13 protein-coding genes and 1 pseudogene are annotated in these 16670 nt (G+C 68.2%); 8 read left to right on the top strand and 6 right to left on the bottom strand.

The window, feature by feature from the left end; genetic code table 11:
- Positions 1-152 precede the first annotated feature (152 nt).
- Positions 153-740 carry an IMPACT family protein gene (locus tag LMA02_RS21610; RefSeq protein WP_228909731.1) on the top strand — a complete coding sequence of 196 codons (588 nt, stop codon included), beginning with the start codon at positions 153-155 and terminating at the stop codon, positions 738-740.
- Positions 741-945: 205 nt separating this feature from the next.
- Positions 946-1233 carry an H-NS family nucleoid-associated regulatory protein gene (locus LMA02_RS21605; RefSeq protein WP_228909730.1) on the top strand — a complete coding sequence of 96 codons (288 nt, stop codon included), beginning with the start codon at positions 946-948 and terminating at the stop codon, positions 1231-1233.
- A gap of 55 nt (positions 1234-1288) precedes the next feature.
- Here the strand turns inward: LMA02_RS21605 and ppk2 are convergent, their stop codons facing one another.
- Together ppk2 and ggt are read right to left on the bottom strand one after the other, a co-directional pair.
- On the bottom strand, positions 1289-2239 hold the full coding sequence (gene ppk2 / locus LMA02_RS21600) for a polyphosphate kinase 2 (RefSeq protein ID WP_228909729.1): 951 nt from the start codon (positions 2237-2239) through the stop codon (positions 1289-1291).
- 336 nt (positions 2240-2575) lie between these two features.
- Positions 2576-4297, bottom strand: a complete 1722-nt coding sequence (gene ggt / locus LMA02_RS21595) for a gamma-glutamyltransferase (protein ID WP_228909728.1) — start codon at positions 4295-4297, stop codon at positions 2576-2578.
- A 396-nt stretch (positions 4298-4693) separates the two neighbouring features.
- Between ggt and LMA02_RS21590 the strand changes: the two genes are divergently transcribed.
- The 3 genes from LMA02_RS21590 to LMA02_RS21580 all read left to right on the top strand — a co-directional run bounded on the left by LMA02_RS21590 (position 4694) and on the right by LMA02_RS21580 (position 11392).
- Positions 4694-5218, top strand: coding sequence for a metal-dependent hydrolase (locus tag LMA02_RS21590; RefSeq protein ID WP_006758580.1), 525 nt, complete (start codon positions 4694-4696; stop codon positions 5216-5218).
- A gap of 253 nt (positions 5219-5471) precedes the next feature.
- A complete protein-coding gene (locus tag LMA02_RS21585; protein WP_228909727.1) occupies positions 5472-9986 on the top strand; it encodes a DEAD/DEAH box helicase in 4515 nt (1504 codons plus the stop codon).
- Between the two features lie 131 nt (positions 9987-10117).
- A complete protein-coding gene (locus tag LMA02_RS21580) occupies positions 10118-11392 on the top strand; it encodes an APC family permease (RefSeq protein WP_228909726.1) in 1275 nt (424 codons plus the stop codon).
- Positions 11393-11488: 96 nt separating this feature from the next.
- On the opposite strand, the gene LMA02_RS21575 is transcribed toward LMA02_RS21580, so the two are convergent.
- The 4 genes and pseudogenes from LMA02_RS21575 to LMA02_RS21560 form a co-directional block, all read right to left on the bottom strand.
- Positions 11489-11785, bottom strand: a complete 297-nt coding sequence (locus LMA02_RS21575) for an XRE family transcriptional regulator (RefSeq protein WP_006758577.1) — start codon at positions 11783-11785, stop codon at positions 11489-11491.
- 69 nt (positions 11786-11854) lie between these two features.
- Positions 11855-12213 (bottom strand): annotated as a pseudogene (locus LMA02_RS21570) (type II toxin-antitoxin system RelE/ParE family toxin).
- A gap of 134 nt (positions 12214-12347) precedes the next feature.
- On the bottom strand, positions 12348-13334 hold the full coding sequence (gene pcaQ / locus LMA02_RS21565) for a pca operon transcription factor PcaQ (RefSeq protein ID WP_228909725.1): 987 nt from the start codon (positions 13332-13334) through the stop codon (positions 12348-12350).
- 77 nt (positions 13335-13411) lie between these two features.
- Positions 13412-14149, bottom strand: a complete 738-nt coding sequence (locus LMA02_RS21560; RefSeq protein ID WP_124497961.1) for a helix-turn-helix domain-containing protein — start codon at positions 14147-14149, stop codon at positions 13412-13414.
- A gap of 120 nt (positions 14150-14269) precedes the next feature.
- Between LMA02_RS21560 and LMA02_RS21555 the strand changes: the two genes are divergently transcribed.
- The 3 genes from LMA02_RS21555 to pcaG all read left to right on the top strand — a co-directional run bounded on the left by LMA02_RS21555 (position 14270) and on the right by pcaG (position 16445).
- Positions 14270-14833 (top strand): YiiX/YebB-like N1pC/P60 family cysteine hydrolase, encoded by a 564-nt coding sequence (locus LMA02_RS21555; protein WP_228909724.1) that lies wholly within the window; start codon positions 14270-14272, stop codon positions 14831-14833.
- A 307-nt stretch (positions 14834-15140) separates the two neighbouring features.
- Positions 15141-15848 carry a protocatechuate 3,4-dioxygenase subunit beta gene (gene pcaH / locus LMA02_RS21550; RefSeq protein WP_228909723.1) on the top strand — a complete coding sequence of 236 codons (708 nt, stop codon included), beginning with the start codon at positions 15141-15143 and terminating at the stop codon, positions 15846-15848.
- A gap of 3 nt (positions 15849-15851) precedes the next feature.
- Complete coding sequence (gene pcaG, locus LMA02_RS21545; RefSeq protein WP_228909722.1) at positions 15852-16445, top strand: protocatechuate 3,4-dioxygenase subunit alpha; 594 nt, start codon at positions 15852-15854, stop codon at positions 16443-16445.
- Positions 16446-16670 lie beyond the last annotated feature (225 nt).

The raw sequence follows: 16670 nt of genomic DNA, 5'->3' as shown, positions 1-16670 counted from the left end.
CTTCTTCGATATTTAACCATTTATCAATTTCCCGGAAATTCGTCCATCGTCGGTTATCCCGACAATCCGCCGTCCGACGTACTTTGTACCGATCCTGCACCCGAATGGCTCATAATGTGCTCGATTCCGAATCTCCTTTTCCCTCCCGTTCAATGAGTTATTCGCTCGCCACCGAATACACCCGCGAGCTCGAAATCCGCAAGAGCCGCTTCATCGCACACGCGATCCCCGTCGACGACCGCGACGCCGCGATGCAGGCGCTGCAGCGCCTGCGTGATGCGCACCCGGCGGCCACCCACGTCTGCTGGGCGCTGCTCGCGGGCGGCCAGTCCGGCATGTCGGACGACGGCGAGCCCTCGGGCACCGCCGGCCGGCCGATCCTCGAAGTGCTGCGTCATCACGATCTCGACGGCGTGCTCGGCGCGGTCGTTCGTTATTACGGCGGTGTAAAGCTCGGCGCGGGCGGCCTGGTGCGCGCCTATACGGATGCGATCGCCTCCGCGCTGCTCGACGCCGAGCGCGTCGAACGCATTCGCCACACGCGGTTCGCGATCGAAATCGGCTATCCGGACGAAGCGCGCGTGCGCCGCTGGATCGAGCAGGCGGGTTATGAACTGGCGGACAGTGCGTACGGGATGACGGTGAAGCTCGTGATCAAGCTGCCGGAAAAGGCCGAAGCGGCGGCGAAAATCGAGCTGTTCGACCTGACGCAGGGGCGCTCGGGCTTCCCTGACCTGTGACGCGTTGCCGGCCGCGCGGCCTCGGTTCCCGGAATCACCACGATCCCGGCGAAAATTCAGATAAGTCCCATAGAAAAACCGCGCACCGAAATTTAATCTCCCTGCATTCCCGGTACGGCGTTTCGCAAACGGCTGGCCGGGCATGGGGCACGCCGCACATCGCGCGTCGCCGACAATCAGAATTCAGCCAGGGGATATCGGACGCATGCAACTGCAAGAACTGCAAGCCCAGCTCGCGGAACTCGATCGACGCATCCAGATGGCACGTCGCCGCGAACGCGATGCGGCACTGACGCAGGCGCGCCAGCTCGTGAAGGACTACGCGCTGACCGCGCGGGAAATCTTCGGGCAGGGCTACAGCGATCGCGCGAAGCTGTTCACGATCGGCGCGAAATATCGTGATCCGGCGACGGGCGCCACGTGGAGCGGACGCGGTCGCGCGCCCGCCTGGATCGCCGGCCGCGACCGTGCCGCGTTCCTGATCCGGGAATAACGCGCGCCGGGTTGCACGGCGCGACCCGGCGCTCGATCCAGCCGAGCTGAACCGCTCAATAAACGTCCGGGACGATCATGCTGTCCGGCACCGGACGCCGAATGTAGTCCTCGTGATGCTCGCGCTGCGGCAGATCGATCGTCGGGCGCGGCACCTCGTGATACGGCACCTGGGTCAGCAGATGGCTGATGCAGTTCAGGCGCGCGCGCTTCTTGTCGACCGCCTGCACGACCCACCACGGCGCGTCGGGGATATGCGTGCGCTGCAGCATTTCTTCCTTGGCGGCCGTATAGGCTTCCCAGCGGCGGCGGCTTTCCAGATCCATCGGGCTCAGCTTCCACTGCTTCAGCGGATCCGCGATCCGGCTCTGGAAGCGCACTTCCTGCTCGTGATCGGTGATCGAGAACCAGTACTTGACGATCTGGATCCCGCTACGCACCAGCATCTTCTCGAATTCGGGTACGGAACGGAAAAACTCCTCGTACTCATCATCGGTACAGAAATTCATCACGCGCTCGACGCCCGCGCGGTTGTACCAGCTGCGATCGAACAGCACGATTTCGCCGCCGGCCGGCAGATGCGCGACATAGCGCTGGAAATACCATTGCGTGCGCTCGCGGTTGTTCGGCGCGGGCAGCGCCGCCACGCGGCACACGCGCGGGTTCAGGCGCTGCGTGATGCGCTTGATCGCGCCGCCCTTGCCTGCCGCGTCGCGCCCCTCGAAAATCACGACGAGGCGGTGCCCCGTGCTCACGACCCAGTCCTGCAGCTTCACGAGCTCGCCCTGCAGCCGGAACAGCTCGCGGAAATACTGCTTGCGCGCTTCGCGGCGCTCCGGCGAGAACAGCAGATCCTCGCCGTTATCGAAACGGCGGTCGTCAAGCTCCATTTCGAGTTCTTCGTCGTACGCATCGACGAGGTCTTCCTCGAAATGGTGCCGGCGCGACTCGCCCGATGCCATATCGGTGAGGTCGTCGGTCTCGGTGCGGGTATCGTTATCGTCCATGGGGCCTCCTTCCTTCAATTGACGCAGCCATACTCCACCATTATCTCAGCGTCGCGCGTCAAATTGATGAAAAAGGGGGCGACCCGCTGGGGGCGACCCGCTGGGGGCGACCCGCTGGGGGCGACCCGCAGGGAGCGACCCGCAGGGGCGACCGGCAGGGGCGACCGGCTGGCGTCGCGCGTCAGACGACACGCGCCGCCCCCCACGCGATCCGTATCCTCGAACGAGCGTCGTGCGCCCGCGAAACCGCCGCACCATGAAAAATGCCGGGCACCGGCCCGGCATCGATTGCCGCGGGCACGACCGTCACGACGGTCGCGCCCACGGCCTGCGCCGTCAGTGAATGATCCGCGTGACGCCGCGCCCGCGCGGATCGGCCATCGCCTCCGGCGTCTTGCCGTCGATCTTGATCACCTGGATGTCGCCGCTGAAGTCCTGCCCCTTCAGCGTGTAGCCGCGCGCCTCGATCTGCTTCGCGAGCTCGCCTTCGATCGGATGGTACGGCTCCCAGAAGATCGTGTTCGGCGGCAGCAGCTGGTGGTGGAAACGCATCGCCCCGACCGCCTCCTTCAACGGCATCTTGAAGTCGTAGATGTTGTTGATCACCTGGAAGATCGACGTGAAGATCCGCGAGCCGCCCGGCGTGCCGATCACGAGCGATACCTTGCCGTCCTTCGTCATGATCGTCGGCGACATCGACGACAGCGGACGCTTCTTCGGCTCGATCGCGTTCGCATCGCTGCCGACCACGCCGAACATGTTCGCGACGCCCGGCTTCGCGGAGAAGTCGTCCATCTCGTCGTTCAGCACGATGCCGGTGCCGTCGGCGATCACGCCCGAACCGAAATAGCCGTTGATCGTGTAAGTGTTCGATACCGCGTTGCCCCACTTGTCGACGACCGAGAAGTGCGTCGTTTCGGCCTTCTCCGGCATCGACGTGCCGAGCCCCGGCTGCACGCTCTTCGTGTCCGACGGCTCCTTCGGATTGACCTCGGCCGCACGCTTCGCGATGTACGAGTCGGCGGTGAGCTGCGCGATCGGCACCTTGTAGAAATCGGGATCGCCGAGGTATTGCGCGCGGTCGGCGAACACGCGTTTCTCGATTTCCGCGACCAGGTGGATGTACTGCGGCGAGTTGAGCGTTACGCCGTCGAAGTCCTTCTTGAGATCGGCCTTCATCTTCAGCAACTGCACGAGGCCGATGCCGCCCGAACTCGGAGGCGGCGCGGTGATCACGTCATAGCCGTTCCACTTCGCCTGCACCGGCTGGCGCCACACCGCGCGGTATTGCGCGAGATCCTCGGTCGTGATCAGCCCGTTGCCGTCGCCGGTCTTCATCGAAGCCGCGATCAGCTCGGCCGTCTTGCCCTTGTAGAAACCTTCCGCGCCGCCGTTCGCGATCCGCGTGAGCACGTCGGCGAGATCGGGCTGTTTGAAGTTCGTGCCCGCCTTCAACCCGGAGAAGTACTTGTCGAAGTTGGTCTTGCCGCCGAACTCCTTCGACGCGTCGACGCCGCGCTGCGCCAGTTGCTCGTCGACCAAGAAGCCGTCGCGCGCATAGTGGATCGCCGGCGCGAGCACCTGCTTCCACTTCAGCTTGCCGAAGCGCTTCTGCGCTTCCCACATGCCCGCGACCGTGCCCGGCACGCCGGCCGCGCGCGGGCCGTACAGGCTCATGCCCTTGACGACGTTGCCCTCCTTGTCGAGGTACATGTCCTTCGTCGCGGCGAGCGGCGCGCGCTCGCGGTAGTCGATGAAGTACGGCTTGCCGTCCTTGTAGATCGTCATGAAGCCGCCGCCGCCGATGTTGCCGGCCTCCGGATACGTGACGGCAAGCGTGAACGCGATCGCGACAGCCGCGTCGATCGCGTTGCCGCCTTCCTTGAAGATCCGCTCCGCGGCATCCGCGCTGTACTTGTCGGCCACCGCGACCGCCGAACTCGTCAGGACCGCCGGCTGCGGACCCTTCGCATAGGCAGGCGCGTTCGGCAGGAAACCGACGCCGGCCACCGTCGCGAGCACGACGGCGGATGTTTTGAAGCGATTCAGCGTAGTCATTGCATGTCCCCCATGTGGATCTTCTTTCAGGCGGGAAAGGCGCCCGATCCGCGCGTATCCGCTGGCTCGCCGGCGGACACCTGCGGCTTCGTAGTATAGGGGGACAAAAAGGGTCGAACACGCGACGCGCGACCAACGCGTGCAAATTGTGGGCGGCCGGTCGCTCACCCGGTAGAAACGGGCACGCGCATCGGTCGAAATTGCCTGCGCCGCCGGTCCTCGTGCAATGCACAAAACCGAAAGTTGCAAACCACCTCGCCGTCACGCCGTACATGCAAAAAAACGGCGCCCGAACCACCCGCTGTGCGGGCCGATCTGAGAAGATAGCGCCCCGCTTTCGCGCTGCGTCATCGCTTTCGCTCGCACGCCGCTTCACGTTTCTTCGTCTCGTTCCCTATGGCATCACACAATGCGCATCACGCGTCCGGCTTCGCGGCCGGCGTCGCCGCCGCCGTCCTCGTCGCGCAAACCGGCGCGACCGGCCCCTGGCACACTGGCCTGCTCGCCGCGTTCGCGGCCGGCGTCGCGGGCGGCACCGCGCCCGACTGGCTCGAAGTCGCATGGTGGACCCGCAAACGCCGCCTGTGGATCACGCACCGCACCGTCACCCACTGGGGCATCGGCTGGATCGCGCTGCTCGCGCTCGGCTGGCACGGGCTCACGCATCATCCGCATCCGCTGTGGGCCGCGCCGCTGTTCGGCTTCGCATGCGGCGGCGTGATGCACCTGCTCGCGGACTGGCCGAATCCGCTCGGCGTGCCGTGGATCTGGCGGCGCCACTCGCTGAATCTGTGGAACAGCGGGCACTGCGACCTGATCATCGTGGCCGCCGCATGGGGCGGCACGCTGTGGCTCGCGCAGTCGCTGTGGACGCGCGCACCGTTCCTCGAACACTGGCTCGGCTGGCTGCATCGCGTGTAATCACGGACTGGGCCGCGCACCCACCCCGCGCACGCCGAACGCAAGCGCTCCCGCTCGCTGATCCGGCACCCGTGACCGAACGGGTGGCGTTGCGCACGCACGCCTATTGAAACGCCGGCACCGCGCCTCATCTGCCTCTTCGAGGCGCGCGCATTCTCCCTGCCCGCGTTGCCCGGCGCGCATAGGCGACGTCTGGCACACTGACGATTCGCGCGCGGCCGCCCGTGCGCTCGCACCCTATTTCACCGCTCCGATGGACGTCACCGCCACCCGCCCCGCCCACGCGCTCGACGTGTTCCACCCGGCCGTCGCCGCATGGTTCCGCCGCACGTTCGCCGCCCCGACCGGCGTGCAGGCGCTCGCGTGGCCGCACATCAAGGCCGGCCGCTCGACGCTCGTGGCCGCGCCGACCGGCTCCGGCAAGACGCTCACCGCGTTCCTGTGCGCGCTCGACGATCTCGTGCGCGATGCGCTCGCGCACGACGGCGCACTGCCCGACGCGACGCTCGTCGTCTACGTGTCGCCGCTGAAGGCGCTGTCGAACGACATCCACGTGAACCTCGACGCGCCGCTCGCCGGTATCGCCGAATCGCTCGCGCAGCTCGGTCTGCCGGTGCCCGCGATCCGCACCGCCGTGCGCACCGGCGACACCCCGCAGGCCGAACGCGCGGCGCTGCGCAAACGCGCGCCGCACATCCTCGTGACGACGCCCGAGTCGCTGTACGTGCTGCTGTCGTCGACGTCGGGACGGCAGATGCTGTCGAGCGTGCGTTCGGTGATCGTCGACGAGATCCACGCGCTCGCGTCGTCCAAGCGCGGCAGCCATCTCGCGCTGTCGCTCGAACGCCTCGATGCGTTGACGGGCCGCGCGTTGCCGCGCATCGGATTATCGGCCACGCAGAAACCGATCGACGCGGTCGCGCGCTTCCTGGTCGGCGGCCCGGCCGATGCGCCGCGCGACTGCACGATCGTCGACACCGGTCATACGCGTGAACGCGACCTCGCGCTCGAACTGCCGAACGTGCCGCTCGAACCGGTGATGGCGACCGACGTGTGGGAACAGGTGTACGACCGCATCGCCGCGCTCGCGGCCGCGCATCGCACGACGCTCGTGTTCGTGAACACGCGGCGCACCGCGGAGCGCATGGCGCGCCATCTCGCCGAGCGCCTCGGCAAGGAAGCGATCGCCGCGCACCACGGCAGTCTCGCGAAGGAACATCGCTTCGACGCGGAACAGCGGCTCAAGCGCGGCGAGCTGAAGCTGCTCGTCGCGACCGCGTCGCTCGAACTCGGCATCGACATCGGCGACGTCGATCTCGTGTGCCAGATCGGTTCGCCGCGCGGGATCGCACCGTTCCTGCAGCGCGTCGGCCGCTCCGGGCACCATGTCGGCGGCGTGCCGAAGGGCCGCCTGTTCCCGTTGTCGCGCGACGAACTGGTCGAATGCGCGGCGCTGCTCGACTGCGTGCAACGCGGCGAGCTCGACGCATTGCGGATTCCCGAGGCGCCGCTCGACGTGCTCGCGCAGCAGATCGTCGCCGAAGTCGCCTGCGCGGAATGGCAGGAGGATGCGCTGTACGCGAGCTTTACGCGCGCGGCGCCGTACGCGCGCCTGTCACGCGAGCGCTTCGACGAGGTCATGAAGATGCTCGCCGAAGGCTTCACGAGCCGCCGCGGCGTGCGCGGCGCGTATCTGCATCGCGACGTGGTCGGCGGCACGGTGCGCGGACGCCGCAACGCGATGATGACCGCGACGACGTCGGGCGGCACGATTCCCGACATGGCCGACTACGCGGTATTGCTCGAACCGCAGGGCATCCAGGTCGGCACCGTCAACGAGGATTTCGCGGTCGAGAGCCTGGCCGGCGACGTGTTCCAGCTCGGCAACCAGTCGTACCGGATCATTCGCGTGGAAACGGGCCGCGTGCGCGTCGAGGATGCACAAGGCCAGTCGCCGAGCATTCCGTTCTGGCTCGGCGAGGCGCCCGGGCGCAGCGACGAACTGTCGGCCGCGGTCGGCCGGCTGCGCGCGCGACTCGACGGGCTGTTCGCCGAAGGCGATCGAAACACGGATGCCGGTGGGCGAAAGCGCGGTGCGAGCGGCGCGAACGGCGATGCAGCCGGCAAGACGGCCACGCGCGGCAAAGCCAAACGAGCCGCCGAAGCCCCAGTCGTAACCGATTCGCGAAGCGATGCCGACGGCACCGCGATCGTCCCGGCCGAAAGCCGCCTCGCGCCGGCGCTGCGCTGGCTCGCCGACGATCTGCATCTGTCTCCCGACGCGGCCCGCCAGATCGTCGACTACCTCGCACGCACGCGCGCGGCGCTCGGCGCGCTGCCGACACAGGACACGCTCGTGATGGAGCGCTTCTTCGACGAGTCGGGCGGCACGCAGCTGGTGATCCATTCGCCGTTCGGCAGCCGCATCAACCGCGCCTGGGGACTCGCGCTGCGCAAGCGCTTTTGCCGCACGTTCGACTTCGAGCTGCAGGCTGCCGCGACCGACGACGCGATCGTGCTTTCGCTGTCGCTCGCGCACAGCTTCGCGCTCGACGAAGTGTGGCGCTACCTGCGCTCGGCCAGCGCCGAACACGTGCTGGTCCAGGCGCTGCTCGACGCGCCGATGTTCGGCGTGCGCTGGCGCTGGAACGCGACGACCTCGCTCGCGCTGCCGCGCTTCACCGGCGGCCGGCGCACTGCGCCGCAACTGCAGCGGATGAAGAGCGACGACCTGCTCGCGACCGTGTTTCCCGAACAGGTCGCGTGCCTCGAGAATATCGTCGGCGAACGCGAGATCCCGCACCACCCGCTCGTCGACCAGACGCTCGACGATTGCCTGCACGACGCGATGGATACCGACGGCTGGCTCGCGCTGCTGCGCCGGATCGAGAGCGGCGCGATCGAACTGATCGCGCGCGACCTGCCCGCGCCGTCGCCGCTCGCGGCCGAGATCCTGAACGCGAAGCCCTATGCATTCCTCGACGATGCGCCGCTCGAAGAGCGCCGCACGCAGGCCGTGCAGTCGCGCCGCTGGAGCGACCCCGAGTCGGCCGACGATCTCGGCGCGCTCGACGCCGACGCGATCGATGCGGTGCGCGACGAAGCGTGGCCGCTCGTGCGCGATGCCGACGAAATGCACGACGCGCTGCTCACGCTCGCATGCGTCGCCGACAGCGAAGCGCAGGCGCACGACGGCTGGCCCGAGCGGCTCGCGGAATTGGCCGAACGCCGTCGCGCGACGAAACTCGTCACACCGGATGGCGTCGCGCTGTGGGTGCCGGTCGAACGGCTGGTCTGCATCCGCGCGCTGCATCCCGCCGCACGTGTTGCACCCGCGCTGAAGGTGCCCGCCACGTGCGCGCAGCCATGGGACGCCGACGCCGCGCTCGTCGACGTGATTCGCGCGCGGCTCACCGGATTCGGGCCGCTGACGCTCGACGCCATCGCACAGCCGCTCGGCCTGCCGCCCGCGACGATCGCGACGGCGCTCGCCGCACTGGAGCGCGAAGGCTACGTGATGCGCGGCCGCTTCACGCCCGGGGCAACGACCGACGAATGGTGCGAACGCCACCTGCTCGCGCGCATTCATCGCTATACGGTGAAACGGCTGCGCCGCGAGATCGAGCCCGTCGAGCGCGCCGATTTCATGCGCTTCCTGTTCCACTGGCAGCGCCTGACGCCCGATACGCGCGGAACGGGCCGCGACGCGCTCGCGGCCGTCGTCGAGCAGCTCGAAGGCTACGAAGCCGCGGCGAGCGCATGGGAAGACGCACTCCTGCCCGCACGGCTGACCGACTATACGGCCGGCGGCCTCGACGAGCTGTGCCGCGCGGGCAAGCTCGTGTGGACCCGAATCGGCGCACCGGCCCGCGCGGCCGGCACGCCCGTGAAGACAACGCCGGTCGTGCTGCTGCCCCGCCGCCACCTCGGCGCATGGCAGGCGCTGCGCGACCCGGACGCGCAACCGGCGCTGTCCGCGCGCGCGACGCAGGTGCGAGACGCGCTCGCCGCACATGGCGCGATGTTCTTCGATGCACTGCTCGACGAACTGCACATGCTGCCCGTCGAACTCGAACAGGCACTCGGCGAACTCGTGTCGGCCGGCCTCGTGAATGCGGACAGCTTCGCCGGACTGCGTGCATTGCTGAAGCCGGCGGTCAAGCGCAGCGCGACGTATGCGCCGCGCACGCGGCGCGGCGGCGCACTGATCGGCGGGATGGACGATGCGGGCCGCTGGGCGCTCGTGCAACGCGTTTCACCACCGAACGACGCGCCAACCCCGGCACCGAAGCGCGGTGCGCCCGCGACCGATCCCGACGCGCTCGAACACATCGTCTGGACGCTGCTGCGCCGCTACGGTGTCGTGTTCTGGCGGCTGCTCGAACGCGAAGCCGACTGGCTGCCGAGCTGGCGCGAACTCGTGCGCGTGCTGCAGCGGCTCGAAGCGCGCGGCGAGATTCGCGGCGGACGCTTCGTTGCCGGGCTCGCGGGCGAGCAGTTCGCGCTGCCGGAGGCGATTCCGATCCTGCGCGAACTGCGTCGCCAACCGGGCGACGGCCAGTATGTGTGCGTGACGGGCGCCGACCCGCTGAACCTTGCCGGCACGCTGCTGCCCGGCGACAAGGTGCCCGCGCTGGCCGGCAATCGCGTGCTGTTCCGCGACGGCGTGCCCGTCGCGTCGCTCGTGTCGGGCGCGTTCCACTATGCGCCCGAGCTGCCGCCTGCCGCGCGCGGGGACGCGCGCCTGCGTCTCGCCCGCCGCTACTGACATCGGCTGACATGCGGCACGTCGCGGACTACTGAACGCCGCGCCGCATCGCCGCGCCCGTTCGGGTAGCATCCCACGATTCACCGCGCGAACGACCGCACCCAGAACAAGCCTCCCGGAGACTGCCTTTCATGCCTTCGCATGCCGATTCGCCCGCCGTTCATCACGCGGGCTCGCTGACGATTTTCCAGGGTGCCGCGCTGTATATCGGCGCGGTGCTCGGCACTGGCGTCATTGCGTTGCCCGCGCTCGCCGCCGAGGTCGCGGGCCCGGCATCGCTGCTCGCCTGGGCCGCGCTCGTCGTGCTGTCGGGGCCGCTCGCGGCCACCTTCGCCGCGCTCGGTGCGCGCTATCCGGACGCGGGCGGCGTATCGACCTACGCGCGACGCGCATTCGGGCCGAAGGCCGCGGCGATCGTCGGCTGGTGTTTCTATTTCGCGGTGCCGGCCGGCGCGCCGGCCGCCGCGATGTTCGGCGGCGCGTATGTCGCGGCCGTCACCGGCGGCGGGCATGCCACGGTCATCGTCACGGCCGCCGCATTGATCGCCACGGTGTCGGCCGCGAATGCGTTCGGCGTGACGGTGTCGGGCCGCATGCAGCTCGTGTTGTCGGCGCTGCTCGTCACGCTGCTGCTGGCTGCCGTGCTCGCGTCCGCGCCGCATGCGCGCACCGCGAACCTGCATCCGTTCGCGCCGCACGGCTGGCTGGCGGTCGGCCAGGCTGCGGCGCTGCTCGTGTGGAGCTTCGCGGGCTGGGAAGCCATCACGCACCTCGCCGCCGAATTCCGCCGGCCCGCGCACGACATGCCGCGCTCGGCCGCCATCGCGGTCGTGGTCGTCGGGTTCCTGTATCTGTCGGTCGCGGCCGCGAGCGTGACGGTGCTCGGGCCGTCGGCCGGCGCATCGGGTGCGCCGCTCGCGGAACTGATCGCGGGCGGCATCGGCGGTCATGCGCAGGTGCTGGCGGCCGCGGCCGCGGTGCTGCTCACGCTCGGCACGATGAACGCCTATTTCGCGGGTGCGGCCAAACTCGGCGCGGCGCTCGGGCGCGACGGCGCGCTGCCCGCGTGGCTCGCGCAAGGCAGCCAGGTCGGCGGCGTGCCGCGCCGCAGTCTCGGCGTGATCGCCGGGCTGGCGGCCGTTGCGCTCGCGGCAACGACGATCTCGGACGTCGGGCCTAAACCACTCGTGCTCGTCACGTCCGGTTGCTTCGTGATGGTGTACGGGCTCGGCGCGGCCGCGGCGCTGAAATTGCTGCCGCGTGGCGGCATCGCGTACCGCTGCGCGTGGATTTCGCTGGTCGCCGTCGCCGGGCTGTTTCTGACGACGGGATGGTATATCTTGTGCCCGCTGCTGCTCGCGGGCGGTGCGTTGCTGTATCTGTGGATGGCTGGGCCGCGCACATGATCGTGTGCCGATGCCCGCGAGCGGACGAACCTGCGCTCGTTCGCCGCGATGCGCCGGCCCACCGCGAACCGGCCGCGCACCGTTTCGTCATGCCCGTCAGGCCGGCACCAGCTCGAAGCTGAGCCGCTTGCCGAGCGCGGTGGCCGCGCTCGCGAGCGTCGCCAGCGTGAGGCTCGTGTCGGTTTCGTCGAGCAGCCGGTTCAGCGCGGCGCGGCTGGTCTTCATCCGTGCGGCCATCGCGGTTTTCGTGATGTGCTGCGCCTTCATCTCCTGCCCGATCTGCCACGCGATCACGCGCTTGATCGCGGTGGCGGTGGCCGCTTCGAGATGGCCGTCCTCCTCGAGGAAGGTATCGAAATCGCTGCCGATATGCGGATTGTTCGTGGTTGTCATGGATACTCCAATGCATGGCGTTGCCGGGCGGCACAGCGGCGATCGCACGTGCCGGCGCAACCGGGAAATTCAGATGGCGTGCGTGAGCGCTTTCAGCCGCGCGACGGTCACGTCGAGGTCGTCGGACGGCGTAGCCTGCGACTGCTTGAAGAACGCGTGCAGCAGCACCATCGTGTCGCCGACGACCGTGAACAGCACGCGCGCGCTTCGCCTCGGCAACATCACGCGGATTTCCCACAGATCCTTCGACATCTTCCGGCCAGCGGCATGCCGAGCGGCCAGCCTAGTCGAACGGTCTTGATCTCTTCGCCGATCATCCGGCGCTCGATCTGCCCAAGCGCCTTGAGCCATTCGCGCACCGGCTCGTTGCCACGCGCCGTGCGGAAGAACCGCACGCCGAGCGTGATCTGAATCTGCTGTCTCGCCATCGTCGTGCCATCAAGCGTATCAAAAACGATACGATATGCCAAGCACGACGAGATCCGCTACTGACCGAACGGCTAACGAATGAGGGTGAAGGAACGGCAGCCGAGCGCCACGTGGCCCGGCCCTGCGCGGCGTCTCAACGTTCGCGGCGAGCCGGCTTGCGTACGCCGCGCGGCGCGCGATGCGCTCGCGCATCGCCGAACCGCGCCCGTGCGATTTCGCGCACGGCGTCGATCAGCGTCCGCGCGACGGGCGTCGGTTGCGCATCGGTGCGCAGCACGAGCCCGACCGGCTCGTCGGTGCCCGCGGACGGCAGCGGCAGGCGCGCGAGCGCACCGGCCGACAGGTCGTATTCGGCCGCATAGAGCGGCACGAACCAGACCGCGTCGTTCTCGAGCGTGAGTGCGCGTGCGACCGACACCGACAGCACCTCGATGAACGAATCCAGCGGCGGCGCGCCGCAGGCGCCGAGCAGTTGCTCGGCCGACTGGCGGATCAGCGTGCCGAACGGCGGCAACACGACCGGATAGCGCGCGAGTTCGGCGGCCGGTGCGGCGCTGGCCAGCAACGGATGGCCCGCGCGCACGACCGCGACGAGCGGCTCGTTGTACAACTGCTCGAACGCGAGCCCGATCATTCGCTCCGGCTCCGACAGGCGCCCGATCGCGCATTCGATCGCGCCCGCCTTCAGCCGCTCCAGCAACTCGGCGTTCGCGGCCGTCGCGATCCGCACGACGATGCGCGGCCAGCGTGCGGCCAGCGCCTTCATCAGCGCCGGTGCGAGCGAGGCCGCAACGGTCGGCAGCATGCCGATCTCGAGCGTCGCCGCGGCCGCTCCGCCCTCGCGCGCGAGCAGCCCGACACCCTGCCGCAGCGCCAACACGCACGCGTTCGCATGCGGGAGGAACAGCTGCGCCTCGCGGGTCGGCTGCGCGCCGTGCCGCCCGCGCTCGAACAGCTTCACGCCGAGGATCGACTCCAGTTCGGCGATCGTCTTCGATACGGCCGGCTGCGTGATCGACAGGCTTTCGGCCGCCTTCTGCACGCCGCCCAGCTGCGCGACCGCGAGAAAACACTGCAGGTGCCGGAATTTGACGCGGCCGTCGGCGATACGGTTATTCATAACGGGCGGTTATGCAAGTGATGACGTTGTGCCATTTTGCATAACTTTCCGGAAAGGCCCAAGCATTCGGCGCGGCGTCACGCATGGCGCCGCAGCGCGTGGAATCCGGTCGGCTCCCAGATCCGCTTGGCGATCAGCAGGCCCGTGCCGCGCTTCTGCCCGAGCGGCGCGGACGACGACTCCGCATGCAGCGCCGCCGCCTTGCTGCTGAGCCGCCGCAGTTCCTGCTCGAGTTCCGCGGCGGCCGCGTCGGTCAGCATCCCTTGCGAGAACGTCATCGTCTCGCCCGGGCCGTCGAAACGGCTACCGAGAAAGTCGTCGAGCACGTGCGCATGGAAATAACGGCGGATCGGGCCGCCCGGCAGCCAGTCGAAATCGCGGGCGACGCGCACGCGAATCCGGTCGCCCGGCAGCAGCGCGATCACGTTCATCCGGTCGAGCATCAGCAGGTATTTCACGCACTCGGCCTGGGTCAGGCAATAGGCCGACACGATGTCCTGCACGGTCCAGTAGTTGACCGCGCAAACGGCGACGAGCAGCAGTTTCTCGTCCGACACGAGCAGCGCCTCCTGCTGCTCGGTCAGCACGCGCAACCGCGGCGCGGATGCCGACGCCTCCTGCACGAGTTCGGCGAGCGTATAGCCAAGCAGTTGCGCGATCTCCGCGACGCGCTCCAGCGTGAAGCGGCCGCTCGCGAACAGCCGCTTCACGCTCGTCTCGGACACGTCGAGCGCGCGCGCGACGTCGCGATAGGTCATTCCCTGCGCCTTCAGCTGGCGCTTCAGCGTTTCGATGAGTTGGGCGGTCTCGGTCATGTTGGTATCGAAAAATGGCGCTCACGGTCGGATATTAGGCTACTCGAGCATCCATACAAGCATTTTTGGATACTTGTCTGCATAATCCGCTCCGTCCTGTCACTCCCCGACGGAGCCGCGATGAGCACCCGAACCGACACCACCGCCTTCGAACCGCATCCCACCGCGCCGCGCGACGCCCGCGACACGGACCGCACGCTGCCGCTCGCCACGGTGCGCACGCTGGCCGCCGGCGCGCACGTCGGGGATCTCGTGTTCATCCGCATCCCGGGCGGCGCGTTGCGCGACGCGGCGGGCAACGCAGGCGCGTGGGCCGATCGCTTCTGCATCGTCGTCGATACGTCGGGCGACGAACCGTTGGTCGCCGAGCCCGCGTTTGCGCGGACGAAGCTCACGCCGCTGTCGCGCTTCATCGCCCGCGCCGACGGCGGACGCGTCGCGCTGGCGCGCCGCGTCGCGGCACCGACCGCCGACGCGCAACGCAACGTGCACGCGCTCGCCGAACAGCGGATCGACGCGCTGCTCGGCAGCCGTTTCAGCCTGCTCGCGCACCGCGGGTTCTGCGCGAACTACGTGGGCGACGTGCTCGGCGCCGAGCGCACCGCGACCCCGGCCGCGCTGCTGCGCAGCGGCACGCTGTCGCTCGAATTCGACGGGATCGTCTTCGATCCCGCCCGACCGTAACGAACGAAAGACGAAGGACGAAAAACGAACGACGGGCACGCTCGGGGAGACCGGATAACAACAACAACGAAACACAAAAAATGTAGCGACGGGCTGGCTGGAGGGCCGTGCACGGAGTCGTCACCGACGACGCGAAGCCCGATCGCTTTTTCCGCCGGACAGGCCGCCTGTCCGGCGGATTTTCATTGGTATCGCCGAACATAACGAACAGTTATGCGATTCGCTAAAAAAGGTCATTTTGCATAACTTTCCGGATTGGTTAAAGTCTTGCCATCCCCTTCGCGAAAAACCTATCAGGAGACACCCGATGGATTCCCCCACGATCCTCACGCCGCGCGACTGGCCGTCGCATCCCGCGTATGTCCACCCCGAGTACCGTTCGTCGGTGAAGCGCGGCCCGACGCGCCCGATGATCCCGTTGAAGGAAAAGCTGCGCGACCAGTACGCGCCCGTCTACGGCGCCGAGGATCTCGGCGCGCTCGACCACGATTTGACGAAGAACTCGGTAAGGAACGGCGAGCCGCTCGGCGAGCGCATCGTCGTCACCGGCCGCGTGCTCGACGAAGGCGGCAAGCCCGTGCGCAACACGCTCGTCGAGGTATGGCAGGCGAACGCTGCCGGCCGCTATGTGCACAAGGTCGACCAGCACGACGCGCCGCTCGATCCGAACTTCCTCGGCGCGGGCCGCTGCCTGACCGACAACGAAGGCCGCTACCGCTTCCTGACGATCAAGCCCGGCGCCTATCCGTGGGGCAACCATCCGAACGCGTGGCGCCCGAATCACATCCACTTCTCGCTGTTCGGCGACTACTTCGGCTCGCGCCTCGTCACGCAAATGTACTTCCCCGGCGATCCGCTGCTCGCGTACGACCCGATCTTCCAGGGCACGCCGGAAGCCGCGCGCGATCGCCTGATCTCGCGCTTCTCGATGGACATCACCGAAGAAGGCTATGCGCTCGGCTACGAATTCGACATCGTGCTGCGCGGCCGCGACGCTACCCCGATGGAGCGCTGAACCATGACGACGCTGAAGCAAACCCCTTCGCAGACGGTCGGCCCGTACTTCGCCTACGGCCTGTGCCCGCAGCAATACGATTACGACCTCAAGAGCCTGTTCACGCCGACGATCGCCACGCCGGACGCCGAAGGCGAGCACGTGCTGCTGGTCGGTCAGGTGTTCGACGGCGACGGCAACGTCGTCGGCGACGCGGTGCTCGAATTCACGCAGGTGGATGGCGCGGGCCGTTATCCCGCGTCGCGTGACGACATCGCGAAGTCCGGCTTCACGGGCTTCGCACGCGTCGGCACGGGCACCGATGCGCAGTACCGCTTCGTGGTCCCCACGGTGAAGCCGGGCCGCATCGCCGCCGACGAAGCACCGCACATCAACGTGACCGTGATGATGCGCGGGATCCTGACCCACGCGTTCACCCGCGTGTATTTCGACGACGAAGTCGCGGCGAACGCGGCCGATCCGGTGCTGAACCTGGTGCCGGCCGAGCGCCGTGCGACGCTCGTCGCGAAGCGCGATGCGCAGCCGGGCCGCCCCGTCGTGTACCGCTTCGACATCCGCATGCAGGGGCCGGACGAAACCGTGTTCTTCGACGTGTGACGCGCGAGCCGGCGCAGGCCGGCTGCTCGCACCGAACCGCCGTGTGGCGCGATACCGACAGGCATCGCGTCGCGCGGCGGTTTTTCGTTTTCGGGCGCCAACATTCGATGTTGTGTCGCAGCACGCGCGCTGGCCATGGCCGATGTCCTCGGTTGGCGGCTTCCGACGTCGGCGTCGAACGCGCGATTGAAACGCATGCTGCGGCGGCACATGAATCGTTGGAGG

The sequence above is a fragment of the Burkholderia sp. B21-005 genome (assembly GCF_020843965.1).
In the GTDB taxonomy this organism is placed as follows: Bacteria; Pseudomonadota; Gammaproteobacteria; order Burkholderiales; family Burkholderiaceae; genus Burkholderia; species Burkholderia ambifaria.
The sequence above is the reverse complement of the archived record's forward strand: the minus strand, read 5'-3'. Positions and strand labels throughout refer to the sequence as shown.